Source organism: Sphingobacterium sp. Ag1 (genome assembly GCF_000988325.1).
Classification (GTDB): domain Bacteria; phylum Bacteroidota; class Bacteroidia; order Sphingobacteriales; family Sphingobacteriaceae; genus Sphingobacterium.
Genome location: NZ_LBGU01000041.1, coordinates 193,300 through 219,335, shown reverse-complemented (window position 1 = coordinate 219,335; position 26,036 = coordinate 193,300). Strand labels below are relative to the sequence as shown.

Annotated in this window: 31 protein-coding genes; 10 read left to right on the top strand and 21 right to left on the bottom strand. The window is 38.3% G+C overall.

Features of this window, described 5'->3' with window-relative positions:
- Window positions 1-54: 54 nt before the first annotated feature.
- A complete protein-coding gene (locus AAW12_RS15790; protein ID WP_046674599.1) occupies window positions 55-840 on the top strand; it encodes an alpha/beta fold hydrolase in 786 nt (261 codons plus the stop codon).
- A 76-nt stretch (window positions 841-916) separates the two neighbouring features.
- On the opposite strand, the gene AAW12_RS15785 is transcribed toward AAW12_RS15790, so the two are convergent.
- The 7 genes from AAW12_RS15785 to AAW12_RS15755 all read right to left on the bottom strand — a co-directional run bounded on the left by AAW12_RS15785 (window position 917) and on the right by AAW12_RS15755 (window position 6,530).
- Window positions 917-2,215: a cryptochrome/photolyase family protein gene (locus AAW12_RS15785; RefSeq protein WP_046674598.1), complete on the bottom strand. Its 1,299-nt coding sequence runs from the start codon at window positions 2,213-2,215 to the stop codon at window positions 917-919.
- A 158-nt stretch (window positions 2,216-2,373) separates the two neighbouring features.
- Complete coding sequence (locus AAW12_RS15780) at window positions 2,374-3,429, bottom strand: NAD(P)-dependent alcohol dehydrogenase (protein WP_046674597.1); 1,056 nt, start codon at window positions 3,427-3,429, stop codon at window positions 2,374-2,376.
- 304 nt (window positions 3,430-3,733) lie between these two features.
- Window positions 3,734-3,964 (bottom strand): hypothetical protein, encoded by a 231-nt coding sequence (locus AAW12_RS15775; protein WP_046674596.1) that lies wholly within the window; start codon window positions 3,962-3,964, stop codon window positions 3,734-3,736.
- 7 nt (window positions 3,965-3,971) lie between these two features.
- On the bottom strand, window positions 3,972-4,274 hold the full coding sequence (locus AAW12_RS15770) for a hypothetical protein (RefSeq protein ID WP_147282053.1): 303 nt from the start codon (window positions 4,272-4,274) through the stop codon (window positions 3,972-3,974).
- 140 nt (window positions 4,275-4,414) lie between these two features.
- Complete coding sequence (locus AAW12_RS15765; RefSeq protein WP_046674594.1) at window positions 4,415-5,002, bottom strand: TetR/AcrR family transcriptional regulator; 588 nt, start codon at window positions 5,000-5,002, stop codon at window positions 4,415-4,417.
- 32 nt (window positions 5,003-5,034) lie between these two features.
- The gene (locus tag AAW12_RS15760) at window positions 5,035-5,601 is read right to left on the bottom strand and encodes a DUF6624 domain-containing protein (RefSeq protein ID WP_046674593.1); all 567 of its coding nucleotides are present in this window, start codon (window positions 5,599-5,601) and stop codon (window positions 5,035-5,037) included.
- A gap of 140 nt (window positions 5,602-5,741) precedes the next feature.
- Entirely contained in the window at window positions 5,742-6,530 is a 789-nt protein-coding gene (locus tag AAW12_RS15755) for an AraC family transcriptional regulator (RefSeq protein ID WP_046674592.1), read from the bottom strand.
- A gap of 88 nt (window positions 6,531-6,618) precedes the next feature.
- On the opposite strand from AAW12_RS15755, the gene AAW12_RS15750 reads away from it, so the two are divergent.
- The 3 genes from AAW12_RS15750 (at window position 6,619) to AAW12_RS15740 (ending at window position 9,088) form a co-directional block, all read left to right on the top strand.
- Complete coding sequence (locus AAW12_RS15750) at window positions 6,619-7,674, top strand: SDR family oxidoreductase (protein ID WP_046674591.1); 1,056 nt, start codon at window positions 6,619-6,621, stop codon at window positions 7,672-7,674.
- A gap of 140 nt (window positions 7,675-7,814) precedes the next feature.
- Window positions 7,815-8,501, top strand: coding sequence for a dihydrodipicolinate reductase C-terminal domain-containing protein (locus AAW12_RS15745; protein WP_046674590.1), 687 nt, complete (start codon window positions 7,815-7,817; stop codon window positions 8,499-8,501).
- An 86-nt stretch (window positions 8,502-8,587) separates the two neighbouring features.
- Window positions 8,588-9,088, top strand: a complete 501-nt coding sequence (locus AAW12_RS15740; RefSeq protein WP_046674589.1) for a hypothetical protein — start codon at window positions 8,588-8,590, stop codon at window positions 9,086-9,088.
- 135 nt (window positions 9,089-9,223) lie between these two features.
- Here AAW12_RS15740 and AAW12_RS15735 read toward each other — a convergent pair whose 3' ends face one another.
- Window positions 9,224-10,363 carry an acyltransferase family protein gene (locus AAW12_RS15735; RefSeq protein WP_046674588.1) on the bottom strand — a complete coding sequence of 380 codons (1,140 nt, stop codon included), beginning with the start codon at window positions 10,361-10,363 and terminating at the stop codon, window positions 9,224-9,226.
- Window positions 10,364-10,468: 105 nt separating this feature from the next.
- A complete protein-coding gene (locus AAW12_RS15730; protein WP_156167671.1) occupies window positions 10,469-11,254 on the bottom strand; it encodes a hypothetical protein in 786 nt (261 codons plus the stop codon).
- Between the two features lie 338 nt (window positions 11,255-11,592).
- Here AAW12_RS15730 and AAW12_RS15725 point away from each other — a divergent pair, with 338 nt between their 5' ends.
- Window positions 11,593-12,795 (top strand): transglutaminase-like domain-containing protein, encoded by a 1,203-nt coding sequence (locus AAW12_RS15725; protein WP_084823204.1) that lies wholly within the window; start codon window positions 11,593-11,595, stop codon window positions 12,793-12,795.
- A gap of 200 nt (window positions 12,796-12,995) precedes the next feature.
- Here AAW12_RS15725 and AAW12_RS15720 read toward each other — a convergent pair whose 3' ends face one another.
- Window positions 12,996-13,442: a GNAT family N-acetyltransferase gene (locus AAW12_RS15720; protein WP_046674586.1), complete on the bottom strand. Its 447-nt coding sequence runs from the start codon at window positions 13,440-13,442 to the stop codon at window positions 12,996-12,998.
- A gap of 247 nt (window positions 13,443-13,689) precedes the next feature.
- Here AAW12_RS15720 and AAW12_RS15715 point away from each other — a divergent pair, with 247 nt between their 5' ends.
- Complete coding sequence (locus AAW12_RS15715; RefSeq protein WP_046674585.1) at window positions 13,690-14,235, top strand: hypothetical protein; 546 nt, start codon at window positions 13,690-13,692, stop codon at window positions 14,233-14,235.
- 110 nt (window positions 14,236-14,345) lie between these two features.
- Here the strand turns inward: AAW12_RS15715 and AAW12_RS15710 are convergent, their stop codons facing one another.
- Window positions 14,346-14,549 carry a hypothetical protein gene (locus tag AAW12_RS15710; RefSeq protein ID WP_139144971.1) on the bottom strand — a complete coding sequence of 68 codons (204 nt, stop codon included), beginning with the start codon at window positions 14,547-14,549 and terminating at the stop codon, window positions 14,346-14,348.
- A gap of 285 nt (window positions 14,550-14,834) precedes the next feature.
- Between AAW12_RS15710 and AAW12_RS15705 the strand changes: the two genes are divergently transcribed.
- Window positions 14,835-15,035, top strand: coding sequence for a YqaE/Pmp3 family membrane protein (locus AAW12_RS15705; protein WP_046674694.1), 201 nt, complete (start codon window positions 14,835-14,837; stop codon window positions 15,033-15,035).
- A 34-nt stretch (window positions 15,036-15,069) separates the two neighbouring features.
- Here the strand turns inward: AAW12_RS15705 and AAW12_RS15700 are convergent, their stop codons facing one another.
- Both AAW12_RS15700 and AAW12_RS15695 read right to left on the bottom strand, forming a co-directional pair.
- On the bottom strand, window positions 15,070-15,855 hold the full coding sequence (locus AAW12_RS15700; RefSeq protein WP_046674583.1) for an alpha/beta fold hydrolase: 786 nt from the start codon (window positions 15,853-15,855) through the stop codon (window positions 15,070-15,072).
- Window positions 15,856-15,900: 45 nt separating this feature from the next.
- On the bottom strand, window positions 15,901-16,335 hold the full coding sequence (locus AAW12_RS15695; protein WP_053003745.1) for an SRPBCC domain-containing protein: 435 nt from the start codon (window positions 16,333-16,335) through the stop codon (window positions 15,901-15,903).
- A gap of 303 nt (window positions 16,336-16,638) precedes the next feature.
- On the opposite strand from AAW12_RS15695, the gene AAW12_RS15690 reads away from it, so the two are divergent.
- A complete protein-coding gene (locus AAW12_RS15690; protein WP_046674582.1) occupies window positions 16,639-17,088 on the top strand; it encodes a hypothetical protein in 450 nt (149 codons plus the stop codon).
- Between the two features lies 1 nt (window position 17,089).
- Here the strand turns inward: AAW12_RS15690 and AAW12_RS15685 are convergent, their stop codons facing one another.
- From AAW12_RS15685 to AAW12_RS15660, 6 genes are all read right to left on the bottom strand, one after another.
- Window positions 17,090-17,536: a hypothetical protein gene (locus tag AAW12_RS15685; protein WP_046674581.1), complete on the bottom strand. Its 447-nt coding sequence runs from the start codon at window positions 17,534-17,536 to the stop codon at window positions 17,090-17,092.
- 91 nt (window positions 17,537-17,627) lie between these two features.
- Window positions 17,628-18,002 (bottom strand): hypothetical protein, encoded by a 375-nt coding sequence (locus AAW12_RS15680; RefSeq protein WP_156167670.1) that lies wholly within the window; start codon window positions 18,000-18,002, stop codon window positions 17,628-17,630.
- Between the two features lie 138 nt (window positions 18,003-18,140).
- Window positions 18,141-18,338 carry a hypothetical protein gene (locus AAW12_RS15675; RefSeq protein ID WP_046674579.1) on the bottom strand — a complete coding sequence of 66 codons (198 nt, stop codon included), beginning with the start codon at window positions 18,336-18,338 and terminating at the stop codon, window positions 18,141-18,143.
- 1 nt (window position 18,339) lies between these two features.
- Window positions 18,340-19,077: a DUF1266 domain-containing protein gene (locus tag AAW12_RS15670; RefSeq protein WP_046674578.1), complete on the bottom strand. Its 738-nt coding sequence runs from the start codon at window positions 19,075-19,077 to the stop codon at window positions 18,340-18,342.
- A gap of 33 nt (window positions 19,078-19,110) precedes the next feature.
- Window positions 19,111-19,758, bottom strand: a complete 648-nt coding sequence (locus AAW12_RS15665; protein ID WP_197084058.1) for a hypothetical protein — start codon at window positions 19,756-19,758, stop codon at window positions 19,111-19,113.
- A gap of 715 nt (window positions 19,759-20,473) precedes the next feature.
- The gene (locus AAW12_RS15660) at window positions 20,474-20,827 is read right to left on the bottom strand and encodes an arsenate reductase family protein (RefSeq protein WP_046674692.1); all 354 of its coding nucleotides are present in this window, start codon (window positions 20,825-20,827) and stop codon (window positions 20,474-20,476) included.
- A 184-nt stretch (window positions 20,828-21,011) separates the two neighbouring features.
- Between AAW12_RS15660 and AAW12_RS15655 the strand changes: the two genes are divergently transcribed.
- Both AAW12_RS15655 and AAW12_RS15650 read left to right on the top strand, forming a co-directional pair.
- Window positions 21,012-21,920 carry a helix-turn-helix domain-containing protein gene (locus tag AAW12_RS15655; RefSeq protein ID WP_046674576.1) on the top strand — a complete coding sequence of 303 codons (909 nt, stop codon included), beginning with the start codon at window positions 21,012-21,014 and terminating at the stop codon, window positions 21,918-21,920.
- 82 nt (window positions 21,921-22,002) lie between these two features.
- Window positions 22,003-23,004, top strand: coding sequence for an aldo/keto reductase (locus tag AAW12_RS15650; protein ID WP_046674575.1), 1,002 nt, complete (start codon window positions 22,003-22,005; stop codon window positions 23,002-23,004).
- A 127-nt stretch (window positions 23,005-23,131) separates the two neighbouring features.
- On the opposite strand, the gene AAW12_RS15645 is transcribed toward AAW12_RS15650, so the two are convergent.
- Together AAW12_RS15645 and AAW12_RS15640 are read right to left on the bottom strand one after the other, a co-directional pair.
- Window positions 23,132-24,868 carry an ATP-binding protein gene (locus AAW12_RS15645; protein WP_046674574.1) on the bottom strand — a complete coding sequence of 579 codons (1,737 nt, stop codon included), beginning with the start codon at window positions 24,866-24,868 and terminating at the stop codon, window positions 23,132-23,134.
- Window positions 24,869-24,892: 24 nt separating this feature from the next.
- Window positions 24,893-26,014, bottom strand: a complete 1,122-nt coding sequence (locus AAW12_RS15640; RefSeq protein ID WP_046674573.1) for a histidine kinase — start codon at window positions 26,012-26,014, stop codon at window positions 24,893-24,895.
- Window positions 26,015-26,036 lie beyond the last annotated feature (22 nt).

Genomic DNA, 26,036 nt, shown 5'->3' with positions numbered 1-26,036 from the left:
ACTTCGCTGCATATAAACGTCACATACAGGTGATAAATCGTAATAATAGATATCATGGCATTGAAAGAATTACAACACAGCAAAATATATGGCGCAGATAACGGTGGCACTCCATTAATTGTCCTACATGGGCTTTTTGGTATGGCAGACAACTGGGGATCCTTTGGTCGTAGTTTTGGCGAGAAAAGACAGGTACATCTACTCGATCTTCGTAATCACGGACGAAGTTTCCATAGTGAAGATATGTCGGTGGAAGTTATGGTAGACGATCTGCTATCCTATATTGCATCCATTGGAGCAGATAAAGTATTGCTATTGGGCCATTCTCTAGGCGGAAAAGTAGCGATGCAATTTGCTATTGACCATCCTGAAAAGATTGAAAAACTGATCATCGCTGATATAGCCCCGAAAGCTTATCCTCCACATCATGAGGACATATTCGACGCGCTATCTGCTGTAGATATTACAACACTAGAAAACAGGAAAGATGTACAAGTAAAGATTGAACACTACTTGAGTGATCCGGGTGTTATCCAATTTTTATTAAAAAATGTATATATCAGAGAAGATCGAAAATTAGATTGGCGCTTTAATCTGGATGTTTTAAAAAATAAATATACGGAGTTTATTACTGTCGGGGTAAAATCAGGAATATTCAACGGCCCCACATTATTTCTACCAGGAGAAAAATCAAGATATATATTACCTGAAGATAAGATTAAGATCAGGGAACAATTTCCAAATGCCGTATTTAAAACAATTCCTAATGCTGGTCACTGGGTTCAAGCTGAAAATCCACAGGCATTCGACGCATTCGTTGCCGAGTTTTTAGATCGATAAAAATGAGATACATTGAATGTCTACTCCGACTTGCTGGTCCTTAAAACCTCTCGTAAGATGTAGACATTCAAGACTATTATTTCAACGCCTTTGCGTAGGTCTTTATCGCACGATCACGGGCAATCTGATGGTCAACCATAGGCTCACAATAGGCTGGAGTACCTAATTCAGGAACCCATTTTTTTATATATTCCTGATTTTTATCGAACTTCTCAGCCTGTAGCGTCGGATTAAAAACCCTGAAATACGGGGCTGCGTCACAGCCACTGCCTGAGGCCCATTGCCAGTTACCATTGTTGGCCGACAGATCATAATCATTTAATTTTTGCGCAAAGTAGGCCTCCCCCCATCTCCAGTCAATCAAAAGGTGTTTACAAAGAAAACTGGCTACGACCATTCGTACGCGATTGTGCATATAACCGGAAGTATTCAATTGGCGCATACCCGCATCTACTAAAGGATATCCGGTCTGTCCTTCACACCATTGCTGGAATTCTACCTCATCGTTCCGCCATTGTATGGCGTCGTATTGCTTTCTAAAGGATTCGGTAACAACATGCGGATAGTGATAGAGAATCTGCATAAAAAATTCACGCCAGATCAATTCAGACAACCAGGTCGCATTGTGTTTGAAAGCAAAGGTAACACACCGACGCACACTGATTGTTCCAAAACGAAGTGCTATCCCCAAATGAGTAGTGCCCATTAACGCTGGATAATCGCGGGTTTTATCATAGTGATCAATGATAGTAGCATCCAGGTGTGGTTCTTTAAAGCTAAGATCGGTCTCTAAAAAACCTAAGTTCTCCAAAGAAATAATCTGCTGATGCTTTTGCTGAACGAAGGATTCCATTGCGTAGGTATAGGAACGATGGTCCTCAGGACGTAATTTCTCACGCCATTTTTTTGCATAAGGCGTATAAACCGTATATGGTGTCCCATCATTCTTTAAGATATCTGCTTTATCAAAAATAACCTGATCTTTCACAGCTTTGAAGGGAATTCCCTTAGCTTGACAGAACTCAAAAATTTCTTTGTCCCGCGCAATTGCCATTGGCTCATAGTCCCGATTACAATAGACGCCCTGCACATCAAATTTTTCAACCAAGTGCCTGTAGATAGCGATAGGTTTACCATAGAACGTATTCAACGTTGCACCACTTTCCCCTAGTATAGTATTGATACGGGTTAAAGCCTCATGGATGTAATGAAGACGTCGATCCCTTTTATCCTCCAATTGCTTCAAAATTTCCTCGTCAAATATGAAGATAGGTAATACGGGATAACCCAAAGCCAACGCGCGAGCAAGCCCGGCATTATCATCCAGCCGTAAATCACGACGAAACCAAAACACAATAATTTTATTTTTTTCCATAAAAACGACCAATATTTACCATCATTACCCATGTTAACAATTTTAAAGGGTAAAAGGTTAACTCAATAATTAGGTAAAAATACCTCTATAAACAGACTGAACCATCAAAGGTACTTGAAATTCCCCTTGATGGTTCAGCATTGAATAATTTAATTGTGCTAGTTCTTCAAACTTGCCATGTCAATAACAAACCGGTATTTAACATCACTTTTCAATAGTCTATCATAAGCATGATTGATATCCTGCATTTTAATCAGCTCTATGTCGGATATAATATTGTGTTTACCACAAAAATCAAGCATCTCCTGTGTTTCGGCTATCCCCCCGATCATCGAACCTGAAAAACTCTTTCGTGTTGGAATCAGGCTAAAAGGAGCCACAGGAAGTGGATGCTCCGGAGCACCAACAAGAGTAAGGGAACCATCTCGTTTCAATAAACTTAAATAGGCATTGATGTCATGCTGTGCCGAAACACAATCTAAAATGAAATGTAAAGTTCCCGCATGCGCTTTCATTTGTTCTGCATCAGTTGACAAGATCACTTCATCGGCACCTAAACGTTTGGCGTCATCCACTTTAGACGCAGACGTTGTAATGACAACAACTTGTGCTCCCATTGCTTTCGCTATTTTTACCCCCATGTGTCCCAAGCCGCCGATACCTACGATACCTACTTTTTTTCCTGTTCCCACATTCCAATGCCTCAAAGGCGAATAAGTGGTAATTCCAGCACATAATAAAGGCGCTGTTGCTGCAAGATCCAAATTTTCAGGAATGTGGAGCACAAAATCCTGGTCTACTACAACGCGTTCGGAATAACCGCCGAATGTCTGTTTATTAAGGTGCTTATCGTGTCCATTGTAGGTTTGAATATTTCCATTTTCACAATATTGTTCCAGTCCTTCCTTACAACTTTCACATTCGCGACAACTATCTACCATACAGCCTACACCAGCCAAATCGCCGACTTTAAACTTGGTCACCGCTGAGCCAACTTGGGTAATTCGCCCCACAATTTCATGGCCGGGCACATTCGGATAAACGGTCCCACCCCATTCGTTTCGCGCTGTATGTAAATCCGAATGGCAAACTCCACAAAATAAGATATCAATCTCGACATCTTTCTCCGTCACTTCGCGACGTTCAATATCCATCTGTTTTAGATCGGCCGTTGGTGCACTTGTTCCAAAAGCTCTAATTGAAAATGTACTCATACTTGATAAAATTGTTGTTTTCTGTTTTAAATGACTGCATAAAATTCCTATGTACAACACAGATTCCATCCGCACGATAAAATTAACCAATGGATGGAAAAAATGTTTTGAAGGAACGATAACAAAAGTAAAAAGCAACTTTCAGAATTATGTTGCCATAAAGCTCAAGTTGCTGTTTCTTTACGGCTCATCGCATCATGCTTGAACATCTGTGATAAGCTAAGCTTTGTAAACCGCACGGGTTCGTCAGGATTTTCTACCTGTTCAAACGAACTAATCAGCATCTTCTACCTGTACAGACGGATTAATCAGTATCTTCTACCTGTACAAATTGCATTGCCAACCCCTGTTTCTGGCAGATGTTCAGAATAGAAAATTCCAATCGGGTACTAATCCGCAGGACAAGCAAAAATTGCTGATCATCCAACAATAAATCAATATTTTTTATCTCCGGGAAACTCTGATAGAGAAAATGATAAATCTCGCTGGCTTTCCACTTCAGCTTACGAGATAAAGAATAAACAACTTTATACATATTTAGATTATTTCAAAATTTTAACGGCAATTTGTTGTAATTGGTGGTTCAAAAAAGGCATCTGTTTCAGTTCCTCAAAATCTCGGGCTAGTCGAACCCTTTTATTTTCATTTTCCAGCGCAAGAGCGAGGCTATCCAAGCGCTCCACATCATTGTGTATCAATAAATAACAATCGATATCGGGATCCAGTACCCCCATCATTTCAGGGCGGATCGTTTCCTCTGTCTCCACCATGACCAAAACGCATCTTTCTGATGCAAAGCTATCCACCGACTTGCCTACTTTCGCATTTAACACCATAGTTGTCATCCTGTTTATTGTCTGTATAAAAAGAATCGATCAATCAAAATAGACATATTTTGTATTTTTGTCGAAACCACCTCCTAAAAAAAGAACGATATACGTCCCTACTATTTACAATAACTTATTCTCGTTATCCTGTCGAATGGCTAGCGCAGCCCCTTAACACATATACTTGTCAACCAGGAAAGCCTCGCTTCAAAATCCGGAAAACGATCAAAAAGTAAAACTTCCTGCTCAAAACAACGTGATGTTGTCACTAACATTTCCGATAAAAACAGGATATCCTTTTCCTCCAAGGCCTGAATTTCTTCTTTCCTAACGGCTAATTCAATCATTTCACGAATCAGCTTAATCTCGTCATCCAGCATGTATCGTGTTTTTGAAACCATCAAGGCTGGGTCGGATTTCATATCTTCGAATGCGAGATGAAAGCGTTTCGTAATTAAATTAATCTGACGTAGTTTTGCTTGTAAAAAACCAACTAAATTATCTTCCAGTGAAGCTTCCCTGTTATAAGTTCTACTCGCGACCTCAAACACTTGCTGACATAAGTACTCCGCAATCGCATCAAAGACATCCATCTTACTGGTAAAATAGTAATACAACGTGCTCCGCCCCTTTCCACAAGCTTTTGAAATATCCTGCATGGAAACCCTTGCAAATCCATAGGTTTCAAACACTTTCATGGATGATAAGATAATTTCCTCTTTAATATTTTCTTGTTGACCTGTCATTACTCGACAAATCTACAAAAAATGTCGAAAAATCAATTCACCCAGCCAACTTTTTTTCGCCACTCATTATAGGTGTCGTTCTCCTGATCCAGAAATGGAATTCGCTCCACATCTTCAATTTTATTCATTTCTTTAGGATTAAGGGGTAAAAGGTTCATTGTGCTCCTTAAGCTGTTTATTGCATTTTTATCTTCCACGGGATAAATACTGCCACAGCTGCTTAACTGTGTCCCATAACGTTGCGGCTTACTTTTGAAAACCTGAATTCGATCGTGCAAATAAGCCAGGTTTGCGAGATTGATGTCCATGATATTATCAAGAAGCAACTGATAACAATCTTGCATAAATTGAGGTTCTCCTATCGCATGCTGAACAATCAGCCAAGCTGAATTGCTAGCTGCTTCGCCGACTTTAGAAATAGTTGGATAACCTATTTCGGCAATGATTTCACGTAATCTTTTTGCATTCCGTCGGTGAATTGTTTCCATCTCCACATGATATCCACCATGAAGCTCTCCCCTCTGCAATAACTTTTCCCGCATTGATTCGTCGTCCTGCGCTAATCGGATAATCTCTTCCGCAATATTTCTATATAACATCTCAATTTTCTAAAATTTTTAATACGTATTTTACTTCTCTAAATCCTTTCCGACTCGGCCGGTAACCTATTACATTCATAAGCTATTTTGCTCAACTATTGCTAGATTACATTTGATTTGAATACATCGACGGAAATACACTACGTTTTATGTATAATCTTATTCAGGTGACTTACATCAGTCAGCCCAAATTCAGCGACAATTTCCTTTAAGGTAACTCTTCCTGTTGCTATTCTTTGACGTATTAATGTATTGCGGTAGTTTTGAATATATTCGCGTAAGGTAATTCCTGCCTGACGTTTAAAGTAAATACCGAGATAATCGTTGGCAATGTTAAAATGCTCCGCCATTATTTGTATCCGTAAACGATTGGGATCGTAAATATTTTTATGGATATAACAAAACATGGCCTGCAGGTCACGGCTTTTAAAACTATTGCTACGCAATTCGGGCATATTCCGCTGCAAAACATGTACAACACTGAATAATTGGAACCAAATAAGCTCCTGATTTCCAATTTGATCTTTTCTTAATAAGAGAAGGGTATCAAAGATCAGTGTTATTATCGCATTATCTTCTCCAACTAATTGAAACCCCATCTGATGAGTTTCTCTACTTTTTATAAGATATTCCAGCTGTTGTATAGCGGACGTAGAACCCGAACTGTTACGACCAAGGTAGGCGTCGGTGAACTTAAGATATACAAAATGGGTGAGTTGTTCGATTTCAAAATAATGTTGGTCATCTGGCCCTAGTAGAAAGATCGACCCTGCTTTGTAAGGAAATGAATGCCCATTAACAATATGTCGCCCTGTCCCCTCACGAATAAAAATGAACTCGTAATGATTGTGATTGTGTTCCGGATGAGTCCATTCAAGTATCTTAAACCCTGAAATAAGCACCGGTTCAAACTGACGATAACGTTTCATTTCAGAAATATACCTAATTATATTGGATTTTTACATTAAAACCCACTAAGCTTCCAACTAACTTTGGCCCTATAAGTAATATAGAAAGATGAAGACTAGAAAAAACACCGCTTTAGTTGTTGGCGCCAATGGCGTTATTGGCAACAATCTCATAGACTATCTTGAAAAGATGGAGGAATGGGAAATTATAGGTTTATCACGACGAGCAAATGCCGATCGGGCTAACGTTCGTTTTATCGCTGTAGATTTATTGGATATAGCCGATTGTCTCAAAAAGCTAGGCAACTTGGATACCGTAACCCATATTTACTACGTTGCTTATCAGGATAGACCGACCTGGGCTGAGCTCGTGGAGCCCAATATGAAAATGCTAAGCAATGTTTTAACCGCGGTGGAACCGGTAGCAAGTGATCTTCAGCACATCAGCTTAATGCAAGGGTATAAAGTATATGGTGCTCATCTGGGCCCTTTCAAGACACCAGCCAAAGAATCAGATGCCGGACATATGCCGCCGGAATTCAATACCAGCCAACAGCAATACCTCGAACAATTGCAAAAGGGTAAGAAATGGACTTGGTCAGCGATGCGTCCGTCTGTTGTTGGTGGAACGGCCCCCAATAATCCCATGAATCTAGCGATGCTCATTGCTGTATATGCATCTATCTCAAAAGAACTCGGTATTCCACTTCGATTTCCAGGAAAAATTGGCGCTTTTCAGACATTGATGGAAATGACCGATGCAACACTATTAGCCAAAGCAACGGTATGGGCCTCGACCAATCCACAAGCGGCCAATCAAGCCTTCAACATTAACAACGGCGATCTCTTCCGCTGGAACGAACTATGGCCCAAATTAGCGGCCTATTTTGATATGGAAAGCGCTGATCCTATTCCGCTATCACTCAACACAATGATGGCAGATAAGGAGCCTATATGGCAAAAATTAAGAGAAAAGCATTTATTAAGCTATAGCTATGATCAAGTTTCAGCTTGGCCTTTTGGCGATTTTGTATTTTCTTGGGATTATGATTTTTTTGCCGATGGCACAAAGGCAAGGCGTCTCGGCTTTCATGAATTTATTGACACCGAACAAATGTTTTATCAGCTCTTTGACGAAATGCGTAAAAAAAGAATAATTCCATAATAGCAAAGATTAAATTTTACCGTCTATTTTTGTAACTTACCCGGCTCAAGCATAACCTTTACTTCATTGCAATTTCATCCGGTATCATTTTATCGTTTCATAGTCAAAAGGATAGCGGATGTTTTGATAAAACAAACAATATGAGTACAAAAAAAGCCTTTGTAGTTGGATCAGGAAAACTGGCAAACGCGATATTGGAAGCCGATTATTCCATCCCCAATGTAGAAATTCTACCTTGGCAGCCATCCATTACAACGTCGTCGCCATCGATCATTATACATGCCGGATCGGGTCGGGAGTTGCAAGATTGTCTTGATTTTTGTGCACGTACGGATTCGGTATTCATTGAATTGTCTACAGGGCTAGAGACCGAAAAGCTCGAGACAGCGTTTCCACTTGTCATTTGCCCAAATACCTCCATACTTTTGCTAAAAACACTCCATATGCTTCAACAATTTGGTCATAATTTCAAAGACTACGAAATATCTATTATGGAGTCTCATCAGTCCTCCAAGCTTACTGAACCAGGTACAGCTTATCATATAGCCAATTCTTTACATGTCGCTCATGAACGCGTTATCTCTATTCGCGATGCAAAAACGCAAGCTTATAAAATCAATATTCCCGTTGCCTACTTAGAAAAGCATGCCTACCATCAGATTGTGATCAAAGATAAAAATGATGAAATTAAAATTGAGACCAAGGTCCTCGGACATGATTCTTATTCAAATGGTGTCAAAAAAATCCTTGAAGCATGTGTCAACAATAAATTAGCCAATAGAAGGCATACTGTGTTGGATTTGGTAGCTATGGGCTACTTTAATTAAACTTTCAATTTAGAAAGGAGCTTTCTACAAGAGGAGTAAGAGGAAAATCCATTTGATTTTCTACTAAGGCCACAACGTCTAAAAATATGGGATTTGGAGTATTTATCTTTATACCGTTGCTGATAATTCTGCTGTTATGCGGGGTTATCACAAAAAGACGATTTTTCGGGTATGCAATTTTATCTCTGATCGGTGGCGCAATTATACTTTTTTCTTTGTCTCAATTTTTTCAATGGATCACGAGCCCAAAAATCCTAAAAAAAGAAGATTATTATGGTACCTACCACATAAAGCGTGACCTGTTCCCAGGAAAACAAGCTGACTGGCAATATAATAGCTACAATTTTGTCATAAAGGATAACGATTCGATTTATTTCAACGTCGTAAGTGAGGGTAAAGTATCCAAAGTTTACAAAGGCAAGATCGAAACAGTCTGTCCTTACCAATCCGCACGCTTAAAACTGTGGATGGACTTCCCCACTCATCATATTCTTGCTTCGGATCCAACGGTATACCGAAGCCCTTTAGGCTTCTATTTGGTATTTTATTCGTCGAAATATAACAACGTTTTTTTTGAAAAAGACTGACATTGAAGCGTTATTTAACATGACAAGATATTTTCTCTATGTACAGATCACTGTCCTAGGTAACATGCATAAAAAAACACCAAAAAATGGTGTTTTCTTATTTTATAATAAATAATAGGATTAGTTTGCTAGCATCTATTTCCCTTTTGATCTTAGAAATCGTTTTGACAAATATTGCCGTACGGGTATATCGTATAACTTCAAACAGCCATATGCAAGCACAATACTTCCGATCACAACAGCCGCTGCTCCGGGCAAGGACTCTTCAAAACTCAGATTTTCATTCTTAACCCAAGCATAGTATAGATAGATAAAGGGATAATGTACCATATACAAAGGATAGGATATATCGCCTAAAAACTTGCAAAGCCAACTTGTAATACCGCTTTCTCCCTTGCCAGATGCTCCTAAAACAACAAGCAAAGGGAAAACAACAACACAACATAACGTGTCGTACAGACCATTCATCCATAAATGCTCGGCCCCACCAATGCGCGGTATGGCCAAAAGTGGCACTAGGATCAAACTACAAATCCAAAATGCGCCCTTGATCTGTAAAGACTTAAATACTCTAGATAAGAATAAGCCAGCTGTAAATGAAAACAAAAGACGAAGTGAACCCGCCGTAAATTCCGTTTCTGTGAGTGAAAAACCAGCACAGATATCTCCCAAAGGTCCCAATATCGCAAAGGCCGCCAACCCTATCCCGAATAAAGCAACGAGCCCAGCCAATACTTTGGTTGAAAATCTACGAATAATCAATGCATACAGAATATTACCGATGTATTCGAAAAACAACGACCAGCTCGGCCCATTTAATGGAAACATCTCCCCAAGCCCTCTCACTTCTTGTCCTGGAATGGCAGGAATCAACAAGGCATTCAAAAGGGTCGCGATTGCCAGCGAAGAAAATGTCACCTTAGTCACATCCCAAACAGAACATCCCTGAAAATAAAATATGACTGCTCCAATGATCGCACCCATTACAACCATCGGATGTAAACGTATTATCCGACGCTTGATAAATTCTTTTATTGTCATTGTCTTCCAACGATCGTCATAAGCATAGCCCACGACAAAACCTGAAAGCATAAAGAAAAAGTCAACGGCCAAATAACCGTGATTAATACGCTGGTCTAAATGGCTCGTCGCAAAGGCTTCAAAAATATGAAAGCAAACAACAGTTATAGCTGCTACACCGCGTAACCCGTCAAGTACTGCATAATGTGGTTTGGTATCTGCATAAACGGAAGTCGGTATTTGAGTATCGGACATAAAAACAAAACGATTTGATTGATTTTTTTACAAGGACGTAAATATAAACAAAATCGTCCATGCAGATTTGTAACAAGTTTACCGGTGCCCCATTTTTAAAGGCTGTTAATTAACACTGGGAATATAATCCGGTAAGTAAACCTGCTCTTTTTGCATATTTTGGATGTAAATTTTAGAATAAATTTCCAAACGGATATCGGCGATGTCTGTAGTAGTCGGTTTGTCGTCTTCATCTTCTCCAAATGAAAAAATCTGTTCTTCCCTTCTATTTTTTTTATGCAAAAAATAGTAAAAGTCTTTATTTTCCCAACCTTTTATATCACTTCCCGCATCATCTTGAACCTTCAATTTTGTAAACGTCTTCTGTAGATAGTTGTAAATATTTTGAAAATCATCTTTATTTTTTGAAGTCTTCAGTGCATATAGATAAGCAAATTCACCATTTTTATCCTCTGCCACTGTCAACGCTGGAAAAGGAACTCCGTCTAATATGGCTATGGTGTCCTTATCTTCATTGTAAGAAACCGTGGTGTAACGATAACCGAAATCTCTGACCGGCTTTAATTTTCGTGTTCCCCAGACTGCAGTAGACTCGATATAAAATGGTGTTGGCAAACTCCCTTCTGAATTAAAAACAGCAAGCGTATCCTTTTTAAATATGGCGGTTTCAAAAACTACTTTCAACTCTTTCTTATCCATACTTTTAACGTCCGCATGCAGCAACTCTTCGCTCCTTTTTATCTTGGGGCCATAAAATTTGGATGCATTAAAGGTTCTATCCAATTTTTCAAGTATCACCCTGTCTGGATCTTGCGATTGACAGGAATACAGCATACCCGATAAAAGGATCAGACAGCATACACTATTATATAGAAAATGAAACGGCTTCATCGGAATTGTCATTTAAATTATTTTTTGGGTTATGATCTTTACTTTGCCATAAAGATCTTCAAACTAAAATAAATTTGTACTCATTTGCAAATGAAATTATGCGGGATTAGATCCTGTGAACTTATAAGGCGTGTAGCGAGATCTAAAAGGACATCGTTCGTGGTCGCCTGCTATTTGGGAGTCCTTCTGCTCAAATTTAGAAACATCAGTAAGTAAATTGGGCTTCCAAGCTACTAGTCAGACTATAAAACGTATTCTTGCATATAAAAATCAATTTATCTATGTTTGAAATATACAAATTGTGTTAATTTAAATAGATCAAGAACAAGCAAGCTCATATGATGTTCAATAAGGTATTTTCTTTCGTTTTCTGCTGTTTGTTTACAGCCATTTTTTTCAACGTATCTGCACAAGATTTCAAGCTTTCCTCGTTGCCAAGTCAGTATCAAAAAGCGGTCAAAAATGCACTAAAAGCTGCCGGCATGAATCGCACTGAATTAGAGAAAGTACTAGCGAAACTACCCAAAGAAATGCGTGAAGGGGCGGCTTTTCTCATAGCTTATATGCCCAAGAATGATTTAACGACTATTAAGAGTGATCATCTTATCCATAATATTGAAAAGGCTTACCAAGCAAGATCAACGTTTTCCTGGGCAAAGGAAATTCCAGATTCAATTTTTCTAAATGAGGTATTGCCCTATCGGGTATTTTCTGAAGATCTCGACGATTGGCGTGGTGACTTCTACGATCGTTTCTCAAAATATGTGACAAATAGCAAAACGATAAAAGATGCCATTGTAGCCATAAATAAGAATATCAGAGATGAAGTGAAAGTCGATTACAATACGCAACGAAAAAAAGCAGATCAAAATCCATCTGAATCGATAAGCCAAGGAATGGCTTCTTGTACCGGATTATCCATTTTATTGATCGACGCATTGCGATCAGTAGGTATACCGGCTCGGATTGCGGGAACGCCAAACTGGCATGACAACCGTGGTAACCACAGTTGGGTCGAGGTGTGGATTAATGGTAAATGGTATTTTACTGAATATTATCCGGACAAAGACCTGAATTACAGCTGGTTTTTAGCAGACGCGGGTAAAGCCGATCCGAATAGCAAGGAACATTCTATTTATGCGGCTTCCTACAAACCGGCAGCTACCTCATTCCCGGCGTGGAGTGAAACAGAAGTGTATGCCGATAATGTTTCTCAGCGCTATATTGATCTATTCAATCAGCAATATAGCCAACAATTGAAGGACAAATCTTACACCCGTCTAAACGTAACCATGTATCTCAGTAAGGATCAATGTCAACCGGAAGGAAGAACAAAATGCAATGTAGATATCTTCCAAGGAAATGATCAAATTGGCGGAGGCTCGACTGCTACTAAACTGCAGGATGCGAATGATCATTTAACATTTATTGTGAAAAAAAATCAGTCTTATACATTGAGGTACAGCAATAAAAATGGGCCTACCGAAAAGAAAGTAACTGTAAACGATGAGCCTTTAAATGTGATATTATACTTCAATTAATGTAGATTATTATTTCGTAAATTGAAATTATGAAAAATATTTTTGACCAAACAGTGAGTGATGAAGTGATAGCACGGATTCAAAATCTTAATCCAGGCAGCAGTGCCCAATGGGGTAAAATGACTGTCGATGCCGTCTAACTAATCTCAGTTACCAATTGGATCGCCAGGCGCGGGAGTGCACTGACGATCCAATTAAAGTTATCGCCACCAATGATAATAGTTATGCATGCCGTCGTATTCAAATCCACACCTCGGATAAAGACTATTACCGATAACATTTGTTTTCTCGGTCTCAAGCATCAGACCACAAGCTCCAGTCTCTTCACACCAAGCTTTACTTCGATCTATAAGCCGAACCGAAAGACCTTTACTCCGATGATCAGGATGCACAAATAGATCACTCAACAACCACTGCCGCTGCAATTTAGTATAATGAAACAATTTATAAAGCTGAACAAAACCAACAGCATGTTCGCCCTGAATTGCCAAAAAGATTTCTGACTCTCCGTTCAAAAATCGCTCCCTCAAAAATTCTTTGGCTTTTTCCAAATCCGATTCTTGTCTGTAGAAAATTCGATAAAGATTGAATAACGCTGCTGCTTGATCAAGATGCTCAAGACTTGCCTTTCTAATGTTATAATTCATTTCATTAAATAGTTTGATTTATAGTGCAAATGTATCCTAACTCTTTCGTATCAACCTCATCCAGATAGCAGATGTACAGTGGTCCAATCTTCGGTGGCATGGATTTCGATGCGACCATAAACAAGTTCATAATAATTTCAAAAACAGACTTCATGCCTTTATAACTAATAGTTGTCGAATTATAAATGCTTCTGAACGAATTGTAATTCTTCGATGCAGTCAATTTATAAGGTCCCTATATTTAGATATGAAAAGGAGAAAATTAGCAGCTACAGACAGTGAAACCTTTATCAATTATTACCTACCAAATTGGCGATCCATTATCATTGGCAGTATTTTGATTTTAATGGGGATATCGACTTGTTTTATCGGTTATCATCCTCATAATTCACTTAAAGAGAATTTCAGCGCCATGGTACTTGACTTTAAAGATGTATTTCGCTTTTTAGTCTCATTATTTATGCTGTTACTCCACTTATCTTTTATTATCGGCGGCTTCCTTCTTCTAAAAAACAGCAGGAAAGTTATCCGAGCCCGGACAGATAAAAAAGGATTGTATTTTAAACGGATCGAAAAAAAGACCGGGAGTGTCTGGGCTTTGGCAGATTTGGATGCGCTGGTATTCGTGCCCTACATTCAAATCGTTAATATCCGCATTATTGAAAGCAATTGGTTGGGTCCGAGACTTGAGCTTGAGACTTTTCAAGGTAAAGAAATCCTGACCATGTTGAACGTATTAAGCCGAAAACAAAAAGAGCAAATTTGCCAAACCGTGAAAGAATATGGTATTTAATGGAGATATGGTCTGTCCCCCCTGTTTAAACAAGTAAAGGTTACTAAAATCAGAAAAATTTGATTTTAGTAACCTTTTAATTTGATTTACTTGTTCGTATAATTTTATAATCAATCGTTGGGTAACAACTGATCGACATATTCTCTGATCTCTTGGGGTAACATCAGATAAACTGAGGTTTTCAAATTTGCTTTACTTGGTTCCCCATCGATGAAAATATTCTTAAATCCTTCATTGAGCCATTTCCCCTCATCTTCTAGATATCCATGATATTTGCTGTTTAAATTCTCAATAATATTATTATCGTTTCCCATGTTTTCCGTCATTTATTATATGTAATCTGCATCTAAAATATTCAACAGGGAAACATCAACTTTGGTGCCACTCCTCCTTAAAATTTTTAAATTTGGCTATCCAATAGCATGTTTTAAGTTTTCTTAACATTTACATAAACTAACTGGACAAAACCACTAAGCGTTATATATCAACACATTACAATTATAAAAAAAACTACTTATTTTGCTTAAATTGATATTATTTGCAATTTTTAGTAGTGAATACCGTAATTTTGTATTTTAATGTTTATAAACCTTTTACTTATGATACTAATAGCAGTTTTACTTCCTTGGTTATCGTTTTTTTTACGTGGTAAAATTCTAAGTGGCATTCTCTGTTTGATCCTTCAGATAACTATACTTGGTTGGATACCCGCAGCCATATGGGCGGTTGCATCGCGTGTTGACGGGAAAAATGAACAGCGCATGCGTAAATTGGAACGCAATATGCGTAATTACCGATAAATCATTAGGGCTCCATTATTCGATAACCCGAACATCATTTAGATTCCAAAAATTGTTGTACTTGTTTTAATGTAAAATCAATCAGTTCAACGTTGACATCGCCATTAAAATCAGCCATCATATAGTTGCCATGATTTGCCGGTAGAATAAGTAATCGTGCAGCAGGAATCTGCTGTTGCATAGCGGCTAAATGTGTCGTTTTCACAACATCTTGGTCTCCGCCTAGCAAAAATACGGGGCAGGTCAAACGCGTTAAGGATTCGGCGTCAAAATCCTGAAAGTGTATCATCCGCTGACTGTCTTTTTCATACATATTTCTAAACTTCTCCGGATCTGGGTTCAGCTTCATAAAATTCTCCTTCAGAAACGGCGGCATATCGTTAATAGTTGACGCTTCCATACTTTCAAAAAAACCATCCAGAAGCCCCTCTCTTTTGGTATTTCCAGATGCTGCTATCAGCTTTTCGACCTTGTCTGGATACATCGTCGCAAATTTCAAAAGGGTTGTCGCTCCATTACTAAAGCCAAAAAACGAAGCTTTTCCGATGGAAAGAAAATCTAGAACAGCCAAAATATCTTTGGCATCCTGCTCGAATGTTTCAGCTGAGGATCGATGATCGGATCTTCCATGATTTTGGAGATCTATCAAAATCAACTGATACTGATCATGCAACCTTTTTACAGTCTCCTCAAAATCCGAAAAACCGGAGGAGCCACCACCATGAATCAGTACGAGAGGTTTTCCTGTGCCAAATATTTCGTAGTAAAGTTTTATCCCGTTAGCAGGTGCATAACCGCTTTTCGATTCTATTTCACGCATAATTTATATTAAATGGTCTATATTTTTATCATTAGCAACACGCTTCTACAGCGATTTGTTTTCTATAAATTTTTTAAAACTTAACAATACCCCATCGGTAAAAGACTGTTGCAGGTCCAAACTTGTAAACGGATCAGGATCGAAAGTTTCGCGAATAATTGTATTATTGTCAATCGCCTGAAATTCCACAATACACTTTCTTCCCCCACTGTTACTTTCAATAGACTCCATCCAAATAATCTCATCGTACACACCCACATAATCAAATCCTTCGCAACTATTTTTTTGTTCCATTCTAAAATTAAACATCCCTCCGTCCCTAAAATCGATACCAGCAGCCGGACAGTGCCAATCGTCAAATGGAATATTCCATTGCATAATGGCATCAGCATCACTCCAGTATTTCCAAACATCGGCTAGCTGCTTTTCAACTAAAATAACCGAAACCAATTTTTTTACAGGTTGATCTTTATGTTTCATAGGATGTTTTAAATGATAAGAATCCTTTTATCTATCTACACCGGTTTAAAATCATTCCGTTTAATGTACTGAGATAAAAGGCTACATTGAACGACATCACAATATTAATAAACTATACAGAAATTCGACTTGTCCTATGACAATATTGACGTACGCTACACATTTTTCTGCGATACTGTAGAGATACACTTTATAGCTAATTAAAGGATGAAAATCTAACGTAGTGGGTCGATTAAAGAATAAACAGATGACTGTGGTATATTTATTGTACGAACCTCATGGAACATATAAAAACCGATTCAAATGAGAAAATTAGCATTTATAGCAATGAGTCTTGTTACTTTCACGGCCTGTAATAATACTCCCAAGAGCAATGAATCCAAAGAAGCAGTTGATCAAAGCAAGGAAGAAGCAACCCCGTCGATCGGCGGCAACAAGGATGAGCACGGTTGTTTGGTCGCGGCAGGACAAACTTGGAGTGAGATCAAACAAGGATGTATCCAGGTCTTTAATGTTGGCTTACGCCTAAATCCAACGGAGAAAGAAGAAGGAAAAGCTGTCATCAGTGCCTTTGTTGTCCTTAGCGAGGATAAATCAAAGCTAGAATTATTCTTACCCGATGACAGTAAAAAAAACGTTATCCTAGATAAAGTTGAAAACGATATTTACCAAAAGGATAACTATAAATATGATGCTAAAAAATCAGCACTTTATGTAAATAATACGATTAAATACAAAGGTGATGTCGAATAGCCTAGAAAGATTGAACTATTGGCACAATTTGCACCAGATATGGCCCTGAATAATGATTCCCTATCATTTTATTCTCATTCACAGTAATATGATATTGGCCAATATCTTTAAATCTATAGGTAAACTCTTTGCCAAAAGGACCATCAGAAGAACCATCGGGCAGAAAAAGCTGACTAATTCGTACATTGGCTGTATCCATGGGAGTTTTTATTTTGATAAGAACCGAATCTGCCTGATGGACTGAAATGAAAATAGTATCTGTTTTCCCTGATACCATATTCATTTCCTTAGATCTTCCACCACCAAAAAAGGTTACGTTAGAAGGTAATTCCTGTGCCTTGTGCTTAGATTCATTTGTACTGGATTGTGGTGGGCGCTGAGAAAATTGACAAGCTCCATAAATAAAAATTGCCAACACATTCATGATCAATAATCGTAATTTGCCCATAACGTTTTACTTAAAATAACAAAAGTTATTAGATTACGGTTTTAGTTACGCCAACTTTTTCTGTACAAAACAAACGCTGAAATTGAATTTGTTACATCCTCCACAAACTCCATTTTGATTTGATTGCATGTGGATTTAGTTCCCGTATTTTTTGATAAAAAGCATAGAAATTCCTATTCCAGAGGGAATAGTTATGCGTAAAACTGAAAATGGACTGTCCCTTACTATCCAATTGAACGACGACTTGCCAGATATAGTGATTATTAATTTGAGTCGATGTCCTACGAAGCTCAATGATATCCACTAACCTAAAGGATCTACCTGCCCCGCCTCTTCGACCGACAGCATAGAAATAATTTTCATCAAAAAAATAATCTTCGTCAGTTAGCAGATTATCTTCTATACCAAATAAAAAGGGACGTGATGACAGTTTTCTTAATTTACCTTTCTCAAAATGATCATTCATTTCATAGCTTTTTTTAACACCGTATAAATAATTCTTAGCTACATTTTTCCTATAGACTTCTATGAACACGACAACGATCAACACACAACTGATAACCAAAATGATGCCTTTAGAATTCATTTGTTCCACAAAAAGAAATTAACTTCCACAAGTCAGATAGAACGTCGGAATTCCCCCTTCATCTTTCTCGATAGCATCTAATCCTTCGAAATAGCTATGGTCACCGAGTTGTTTCTGAGCGATTTGTTGTTCAAATTGATAAAGCAAATCCAAAGCTGTAAAATGTAGTGGATGTGAAGGCCACGTTAAACAACACTCAGACGGAATGATTACCATTCTACCATGCGATATTATTCCAAGGACTTCCTTTCTTTTCTTTAAGATACCCAATATACCTTTTCAAGTAAGATTTCCCAATTTTACTGTTTACACCAACTTGATCTTCTCCTTCCAGGAAATAATCGGAAAATTGCAACCAATCAATAAAATGCTTTCTCGCATATAGTGACAAACTCTTGAGAACATTTAATGCCACAGGTTTTGGTAAATATCCAACGTCCGTTGCGGATGTCGTAATATGACTTACTACAGCAACAACAAAGGCATTTACCCCTGATTTGGAGATATCCCAAATGGATGTATCAATTTTGCCGTTTTTTCCCTCCAATGCGGTCCCTGTCTTTTCTATCCCAAGTAACGTAAAGTATGAACTCAACATTTGAAGACAAGTTTCTCTATCCGTTATACTAAAATCTTTCTTTAGCAATTTGATAAAATCACTTCTATATTGATCAATTCTTGGATAACTACCAAATTGATATAAGTGAATCGGATAACTACCATCATCTCCGGTACTTCCGAATACTGTAAACCAATCCCCAAAAACAATCACTCTAAATGCGGCTCCTAGCGCATTACCAAACTGTTCTTCATAAGGAATATTCAGAAGTATAGTGTTATCAGGTACTAAACTTCCCGTCCTTTTTTCCTCTTCGGCTTTCAAAGTAAGTTCATCTTTGGCTTCATTTACACCTTCCTTTGCCGCATTCAATAATTCTTTCAAAAACTTAAACATAACGGTATTGATATTAACTACTTAAAAGAAATCTTACTTACTATATTTTGCTACCAGCGCATAATCGTACGGGATTCTCATGGACAGCTCGCGTGCTTGCCAAATATCCCCTTCGGACGCCTGGTAGAAATCATAGGCGTTTTTCAAGAAATTCTCGCCGTTTGGAGCTTCAACCCAATCTTTCTTCTCTCGATTGTAAAGTAAAATCATACAACTTACACAGCGATAATTACCTACTGTTTTTGGGTTTTCAAAACAAGTTCCAACTTTAATATTAATCTTCTGATTGATTATCACATCGGTCAATTTACGATCTGTGAGATGAATTAATGCAATTTGTGCATCCTCATGATCGGGTCGTAACTTTGCTATTACTAATCGCCCAAAATCTGCCTTTTTAATTTTTTCGATTTCTAAAGCCCTAAATTCCGGCGATATGCGATTCGTATCGACCGGATATAGATCATCTTCGGCAGCCGTCACTTCTGTCGTCGTTACTTCGGTGGCTCCGGAAGCCAATAGCTGCTTATTTTTTTCGTAATTTTCCCAATCTGCTGCATCGTAGGTAACCCACTGCTGTATCTTATAGAGTAGGGTTTCCCTCTTGTTGACTTTTATAAAAAACGCTGCAATTAAAAACGAAACCAGCAATATGAACAGGATAATAAGGACTCTTTTCAAACTAAAAATATTTAATGAAGTATTTAAATCTGTAAAATCGTGAAAACATACCCCATGTTTTCATTGATCACCGTAAATCTGCACATAATTATTCACCCCTTAAATCTGGATTCCATATTAGGTCAAAACTTAGCGATATTTGTAGCTTAACAATCAATATTTGAAAACAACATGATAATTGTTAATTTCAAATATTTTAACCAATTAAATACAAGTAGACTGTATGATTTCCTTATTTACTAGAGTAGGTCATAGACATCAAGGATAAAACTGAAATACATTGATACCAAATTGTATCTAATAACAGTTTTAAATCAATTTTTAGACAGTAGTCAATCATTGTTTATTCAGTCTACACTGAATGATCACTGAACAAGCACTGAGTAATCACTGAACAAGCACTGACTAAGCACTGTCGAAAGTTAGAATCCGAGTACTGTCTGATCTTCCCTTTGTTGCCCTTGAAAATGATAAGAAAAAAATGACCAGCATATTGCATCCGAATACGTCAGCAAGCCCTTGATTAAGTAAACATAACCATAGATAACCTCTTTGACATCAATAAACTTAATTTGCTCAAATAATAGTCTGTTCAGATCACTGAAGATAAGTATGAGTTAGATCAGACAAATAGTTTAAAAAAAATATCGAACAAAGCTGTCAATATATTCATAAAATGCTTCATAAAAAAGAAGTTACAGGGATCAATCCAACTTTATTGTTTAGCCAGAATGAGCTTTACAACTTTTTCAATAGGTCGACCAATTACGGCGACACCATCCTTTACAACGATAGGTCGCTCAATTAAGACCGGATACGTTAACATCGCATCGATCCATTCCTCATCGGTCAAATGAAGATTTTTGAATTTTTCCTGAAAAACAGATTCTCCTTTTCTAATAAGTTCCAAAGGTTTTAAATTGAGTTGCCCCAATAATTCAATCAACTGGTCTCTGGTTGGAACATCATTTAAGTACTCCTGCACTTCTATATCTACAGCTTGATGCTGTAGCACTTCCAATGCATTACAACTCTTGCTACAATTTTTATTATGATAAATTTTAATCATCGCCATAACATGTAAAGGGTATCTTTGTGATAAAGAAAAACAATTATTGGATAACGCAAAAATACGAACAAGATCACAAACAGTTTAAATAAAATACCATTAGCTAACCAAAAATTGGAATTCATTTTTGAGAAACTGATCCATTTATGACCTAGGATTGTTTCACTTTTTTTAATTTAGTGATATGAAATCAGCCGAAAGTGTAACAGATTTTTACAAAAGGCAACCAGGTTTAACTAATTTGGATTTGCCGCTAAATAACACAGGAATTGGGCATTTCAATGTTTTCAGTAGAGAATCCTGTACTGTCGTATCTCCGTACAATCGCCGTGATTTTTATAAAACTTCCCTTATTATAGGGCGTGGAAAGCTATATTACGCAGATAAGTGGATACAAATCGATAAACCAGCCATGTTATTTGCGAATCCAGTTGTCCCCTATGCTTGGGAACCGGAATCCTCAGAACAATCAGGATGGTATTGTGTTTTTACAGAGGAATTTATACAGCATAGTGAACGGATAGAGAGTCTAAAAGACTCCCCGCTGTTCAAGATAGGCAGCAATCCGATCTATTTTCCGGATGAAACACAATTAGTAGAAATTTCTGCAATCTTCCAAAAGATGATGGTTGAAATGAACTCAAGCTACGTTCATAAAGATGATATGTTGCGAAGTTATCTGCATCTTCTAATTCATGAAACGATGAAATCGAGTCCCGCAGCGAGTTTTGGATCTTATACCAACGCCTCAACCAGGGTATCGGGACTATTTCTTGAGCTGCTAGAAAGACAATTTCCAATCAATACCCTTCAGCTTAGCCTACAGTTGAAAAGCCCTGCAGATTATGCTCATGCGCTTTCGGTTCATATCAATCACCTCAACAGGTCGGTAAAAGAAGCCACAGGCAAAACCACCAGTACACACATTGCAAACCGTGTGGCCCAAGAAGCCAAAGCTTTGTTGTTGCATACCAATTGGAATATATCGGATATTGCCTACAGCCTAGGATTTGAATATCCTTCCTATTTCACCAATTTCTTCAAAAAGCAAACGGGAATGTCCCCAAACCAAGTCCGAAGCGGTACTGTTTGAATTGTATAACAATCTGTTTGATTGTCTTAACTCCCTTCGTTTATTCCATGTGTACTTTTGTATTAAACAAAATATCATTATTATGAAATATAGAAATCTTGGAACAACAAATGAAAAACTCTCTGCGATTGGATTAGGTTGTATGGGAATGAGCTTTGCATACGGACCTACGGACGAGAAAGAGAGCATTGCTACATTGGAAAGAGCATTGGACCTAGGCATTAATTTTTGGGATACCGCAGATATGTACGGCAACGGTGCCAATGAGGAGCTTATTTCAAAAGTACTTGTTCCCAACCGTGACAAAGTTTTTATTGCAACAAAATTTGGGTTTCGCTTTAAAGATGAAGTAGCAGGTCCAAGTGGTACGGCAAACACCTATTTCGATGGCTCGCCCGAATGGATAAAATTAGCGGTGGAAAAAAGTTTAAAACGCCTTGGAATAGATACCATAGATCTTTATTATGCACATCGCGTAGATCCCAATATTCCCATCGAAGAGACCGTAGGCGCTATGGCGGAATTGGTTAAAGAAGGAAAAGTGAGGTATCTTGGCTTAAGCGAAGCATCCCCTGCGTCAATCATCAAAGCAAATGCCGTACACCCTATAGCTGCTTTACAGAGCGAATATTCGCTCCTTACACGCGATGTAGAAAAAGAAATCCTAAAGACTGTACGTCAATTGGGAATAAGTTTAATTCCTTATGCACCGCTAGCGCGTGGATTATTTTCAAATTCTTTAAATCTAGAAAATCTCGCTTCGGACGACTTTAGAAGAACCTTACCGCGTAATCAAGGCGAACATGCTCTGAACAATGCACAATTGGTCGCCGACTTCTCTCTACTGGCAAAAGATAAAAACTGTAGTCCTATACAGCTCGCTTTAGCGTGGGTACTGGCACAGGGAAATGACATCATTCCCATTCCAGGAACTAAAAAAAGAAAATACCTGGAAGAAAATGTGGGCGCCCTTGACATACAATTATCGAATGATGATTTAAAAACAATCGATGAAATACTCCATAAATACCCTAATATCGGAGCTCGATACAGCGAAGGTGCTATGGCTTTAGTTAACCATTAATCCATTTTTGAGATTATGAGTGGCTCGCCGGCACCACTTATAATCTCAAAAACTGTTCTCACCTGATCCAACTTTGTCGTGTTGTCATAATGCACTATAGGAACAGATACGATCCGATTAGTATGTATTAATTATCGGGAATAGCAGTACGTAATGAAAAATAGAAAGAACTTCCTGCGCCATAATCACTTTCAACACCAATCTCGCCTCCTTGCGCTTCTATAAACTCTTTACTAATACTTAAACCAAGTCCTGTTCCACCTTTTTTGGACCCTGGTACACGGAAGTAGCGTGCAAATATTTTATCCAGATATTTAGGCTCGATCCCTTGCCCGCTGTCGGTAACGATAAATTTTGTTTTAAGTTCGTTATTTTCCACCCCTATACGAATGACCGAATCTTCATGCGAGTAACGTATCGCATTGGAAAGAAAATTGGTAAGAACCCAGGCAGTTTTCTCATTGTCAGCAAATATAGCTTTCACTTTGGGATCTACCTCGATAACAAAGTGTATATTTTTTTGATTCGCAGCAAATTGATTCGCCATGATAGCATATTCAATAATAGGCTGTATTTCTGTCGTATGTAAGTTAATTTGGATGGAACCACTTTCAACCTGGGTCATATTTAACAGTTCACCGGTTATTTGAAGCAGTCGGTTAGAATCCTCTTTTATTCCGTTTAACAAGGTGAGCTGTTCGGTATTCAGATGGCCTATTTGTTCATTTTCCAACAATTGAACCCCCATCTGAATTGCAGCAATAGGTGTTTTGAACTCGTGAGAAACGGTGCCGATAAAGTTTGTTTTTGCAAGATCGAGTTCCTTAAATGGCGTAATATTCTTTAGGATAACCACCTGCCCAATAAACTTTGATTCCAGTTCACCTGTCGGCAAAACATTGATATCGATAACATCTTTCTCAAAATAGCTTTCTCTATCGTCCGCATAAATTTTAACAGCATTCTTTTCACGTTGCTCCACAGGAAGGAACAGGTCTTTAAAAATATCTTTAGCAAGATCATTTTCATCTGAAACCGCCAAAGCAGATCTTCCGAGAAGTTGATCTTTATGTAGATTGGTGATGCGAAGCGCTTCCTCGTTGACAAAAATAACACGTCGCTCTTCGTCGAAGCCTATCACCGGATCATGCATATGATCCACAAGAGACTCGATTCGACTTTTTTCCTTTAAAATTTTTTCAAGTTTACTTTCAGCGTATTCTTCAAGTTTCTCTGCCATGGAATTGAATGAAGCGACGAGTTCAGCAAACTCACCTCCGCTCTGTACCTGAATTCGTTCTTTGTAGTTCTGTCCTGCAATCTGTCGAATACTCGCTGTCAATTTTGCTATGGGATCAGCTATATTGGACGGCAAATTGACCAGCAATATAAAAGCAATAATAAAACAGAGTGCCCCAGCAAATGAAATGACCAAAATTGCATGTTCTGCGGTGCGATCCGCAACAATACTCTTCCGAGAAATTGCCGTCATATTTTGCTCCATTAACAAAGCAATATCCTTTCTGATGGACGAGATGATAGTGATGTCTAAGGGCTTATATTTCAGTTTTAAAAAATGTTCAGCAATCGCGTTCGTTGTTTGTTGCTCTCCGACTTCAGTAACATTTCTCCGTTGTTTGTCAAGGTTGACCTCGAAGTTCTTAAAAGCAGTTTTTTCAACAGGAATTTCCTCCAAAGCCAATAACATATTCTTGGCATACAGCAGCGTGTTGTAATTTGCTGTCAATATATTTGCGGTATCCTTTTTTAACCGGTTTACATACCAGCCGCTTAAAGCGGCGAGTAGAAAGATCATGAGAAAAAGTGATCCTACACCAAAGGTAAGTTTCGTTTTTATTTTCATCTTATTCACAATTTACCTTTATCATTATGACAATATAATCAGGTCGATGTCTTCGGTCGACAGTTGCGTCAGCAATTTGCTAAATGTATCCTTAGCAAGTAACATCCTTAAAAGAGATAATCGTGGTTTACCAATACAAACTGTGGTGATCTTGCGGAGCTCGCACAAAGCGAGAATCTCTTTTGCCACACTATGACTTTCCACTTTGATAATTTCACCACCAAGTTCTGTCGCCAGCTTAAAGTTATTGATCAGGTGCCGCTGTTTATTTAAGGCTATCCGATCGCCACGCTCTTTTGGCAACTGTACATACAGCAGAAACCAACTGCTATTGTAATATCCTGCTAAGCGCGCTGTTTTTCTGATCACGTTTTTTGCTTTTATTTCATTGGAACTTATACAAGCCAGAAAACGCTCCTTTCGTACCCATCGTTGAGGTTGAACTTCGATCTCCACTTTACGTTGAACCTGGGAAGCCACTTCTTTCAACGCCATTTCCCGCAATTGCAAGATATGTTCGCTTTTAAAGAAGTTTTGAAGCGCTGCCTGAATTTTTGAAGCGTCATAGATCTTGCCCTCTTTTAGGCGGATGATAAGTTCTTCTGCAGTAAGGTCAATGTTAACGACTTCATCGGCGGAATCAATAACACTGTCAGGGACACGTTCTTGCACTTCAACCCCTGTAATCGCTTTAACCTCCTCGTTTAAACTCTCAATATGCTGGATATTTACAGCGCTGATCACATTAATCCCGGCTTCCAGAATCTCCATAACATCCTGCCACCTTTTGGTATTTTTGCTGCCTTCAATATTGGTATGTGCCAGCTCATCGATAATGACGACCTCAGGATGTGAATTCAAAACAGCATAAAGATCCAGTTCCTCTAACTGTTTGCCTTTATAAAAAAGATGGCGTCGGGCTATAACGGGTAAACCATCCAGCAATTGATGGGTTTCCTTCCGATTATGTGTCTCAATATAGCCAATACGTACATCGATTCCTCCCTGTAAAAGTGTATGGGCATCCTGTAACATGCGGTAAGTTTTTCCGACGCCTGCACTCATGCCGATATAAAGTTTGAAGCGACCTCTTCTCGATTTTCGGATAAGGTCCAAAAAGTGTTCAGCGCTTTTCCTTTCTTCCATTTTTATTGCCTTTCATTTCAGA

What these genes read in the sequence shown, in the direction of transcription:
- AAW12_RS15790 (WP_046674599.1), top strand. Translation starts at nt 55, where the DNA reads ATGGCATTGAAAGAATTACAACACAGCAAAATATATGGCGCAGATAAC.
- AAW12_RS15785 (WP_046674598.1), bottom strand. Translation starts at nt 2,215, where the DNA reads ATGGAAAAAAATAAAATTATTGTGTTTTGGTTTCGTCGTGATTTACGG.
- AAW12_RS15780 (WP_046674597.1), bottom strand. Translation starts at nt 3,429, where the DNA reads ATGAGTACATTTTCAATTAGAGCTTTTGGAACAAGTGCACCAACGGCC.
- AAW12_RS15775 (WP_046674596.1), bottom strand. Translation starts at nt 3,964, where the DNA reads ATGTATAAAGTTGTTTATTCTTTATCTCGTAAGCTGAAGTGGAAAGCC.
- AAW12_RS15770 (WP_147282053.1), bottom strand. Translation starts at nt 4,274, where the DNA reads ATGACAACTATGGTGTTAAATGCGAAAGTAGGCAAGTCGGTGGATAGC.
- AAW12_RS15765 (WP_046674594.1), bottom strand. Translation starts at nt 5,002, where the DNA reads ATGACAGGTCAACAAGAAAATATTAAAGAGGAAATTATCTTATCATCC.
- AAW12_RS15760 (WP_046674593.1), bottom strand. Translation starts at nt 5,601, where the DNA reads ATGTTATATAGAAATATTGCGGAAGAGATTATCCGATTAGCGCAGGAC.
- AAW12_RS15755 (WP_046674592.1), bottom strand. Translation starts at nt 6,530, where the DNA reads ATGAAACGTTATCGTCAGTTTGAACCGGTGCTTATTTCAGGGTTTAAG.
- AAW12_RS15750 (WP_046674591.1), top strand. Translation starts at nt 6,619, where the DNA reads ATGAAGACTAGAAAAAACACCGCTTTAGTTGTTGGCGCCAATGGCGTT.
- AAW12_RS15745 (WP_046674590.1), top strand. Translation starts at nt 7,815, where the DNA reads ATGAGTACAAAAAAAGCCTTTGTAGTTGGATCAGGAAAACTGGCAAAC.
- AAW12_RS15740 (WP_046674589.1), top strand. Translation starts at nt 8,588, where the DNA reads ATGGGATTTGGAGTATTTATCTTTATACCGTTGCTGATAATTCTGCTG.
- AAW12_RS15735 (WP_046674588.1), bottom strand. Translation starts at nt 10,363, where the DNA reads ATGTCCGATACTCAAATACCGACTTCCGTTTATGCAGATACCAAACCA.
- AAW12_RS15730 (WP_156167671.1), bottom strand. Translation starts at nt 11,254, where the DNA reads ATGAAGCCGTTTCATTTTCTATATAATAGTGTATGCTGTCTGATCCTT.
- AAW12_RS15725 (WP_084823204.1), top strand. Translation starts at nt 11,593, where the DNA reads ATGATGTTCAATAAGGTATTTTCTTTCGTTTTCTGCTGTTTGTTTACA.
- AAW12_RS15720 (WP_046674586.1), bottom strand. Translation starts at nt 13,442, where the DNA reads ATGAATTATAACATTAGAAAGGCAAGTCTTGAGCATCTTGATCAAGCA.
- AAW12_RS15715 (WP_046674585.1), top strand. Translation starts at nt 13,690, where the DNA reads ATGAAAAGGAGAAAATTAGCAGCTACAGACAGTGAAACCTTTATCAAT.
- AAW12_RS15710 (WP_139144971.1), bottom strand. Translation starts at nt 14,549, where the DNA reads ATGGGAAACGATAATAATATTATTGAGAATTTAAACAGCAAATATCAT.
- AAW12_RS15705 (WP_046674694.1), top strand. Translation starts at nt 14,835, where the DNA reads ATGATACTAATAGCAGTTTTACTTCCTTGGTTATCGTTTTTTTTACGT.
- AAW12_RS15700 (WP_046674583.1), bottom strand. Translation starts at nt 15,855, where the DNA reads ATGCGTGAAATAGAATCGAAAAGCGGTTATGCACCTGCTAACGGGATA.
- AAW12_RS15695 (WP_053003745.1), bottom strand. Translation starts at nt 16,335, where the DNA reads ATGAAACATAAAGATCAACCTGTAAAAAAATTGGTTTCGGTTATTTTA.
- AAW12_RS15690 (WP_046674582.1), top strand. Translation starts at nt 16,639, where the DNA reads ATGAGAAAATTAGCATTTATAGCAATGAGTCTTGTTACTTTCACGGCC.
- AAW12_RS15685 (WP_046674581.1), bottom strand. Translation starts at nt 17,536, where the DNA reads ATGGGCAAATTACGATTATTGATCATGAATGTGTTGGCAATTTTTATT.
- AAW12_RS15680 (WP_156167670.1), bottom strand. Translation starts at nt 18,002, where the DNA reads ATGAATGATCATTTTGAGAAAGGTAAATTAAGAAAACTGTCATCACGT.
- AAW12_RS15675 (WP_046674579.1), bottom strand. Translation starts at nt 18,338, where the DNA reads ATGGTAATCATTCCGTCTGAGTGTTGTTTAACGTGGCCTTCACATCCA.
- AAW12_RS15670 (WP_046674578.1), bottom strand. Translation starts at nt 19,077, where the DNA reads ATGTTTAAGTTTTTGAAAGAATTATTGAATGCGGCAAAGGAAGGTGTA.
- AAW12_RS15660 (WP_046674692.1), bottom strand. Translation starts at nt 20,827, where the DNA reads ATGATTAAAATTTATCATAATAAAAATTGTAGCAAGAGTTGTAATGCA.
- AAW12_RS15655 (WP_046674576.1), top strand. Translation starts at nt 21,012, where the DNA reads ATGAAATCAGCCGAAAGTGTAACAGATTTTTACAAAAGGCAACCAGGT.
- AAW12_RS15650 (WP_046674575.1), top strand. Translation starts at nt 22,003, where the DNA reads ATGAAATATAGAAATCTTGGAACAACAAATGAAAAACTCTCTGCGATT.
- AAW12_RS15645 (WP_046674574.1), bottom strand. Translation starts at nt 24,868, where the DNA reads ATGAAAATAAAAACGAAACTTACCTTTGGTGTAGGATCACTTTTTCTC.
- AAW12_RS15640 (WP_046674573.1), bottom strand. Translation starts at nt 26,014, where the DNA reads ATGGAAGAAAGGAAAAGCGCTGAACACTTTTTGGACCTTATCCGAAAA.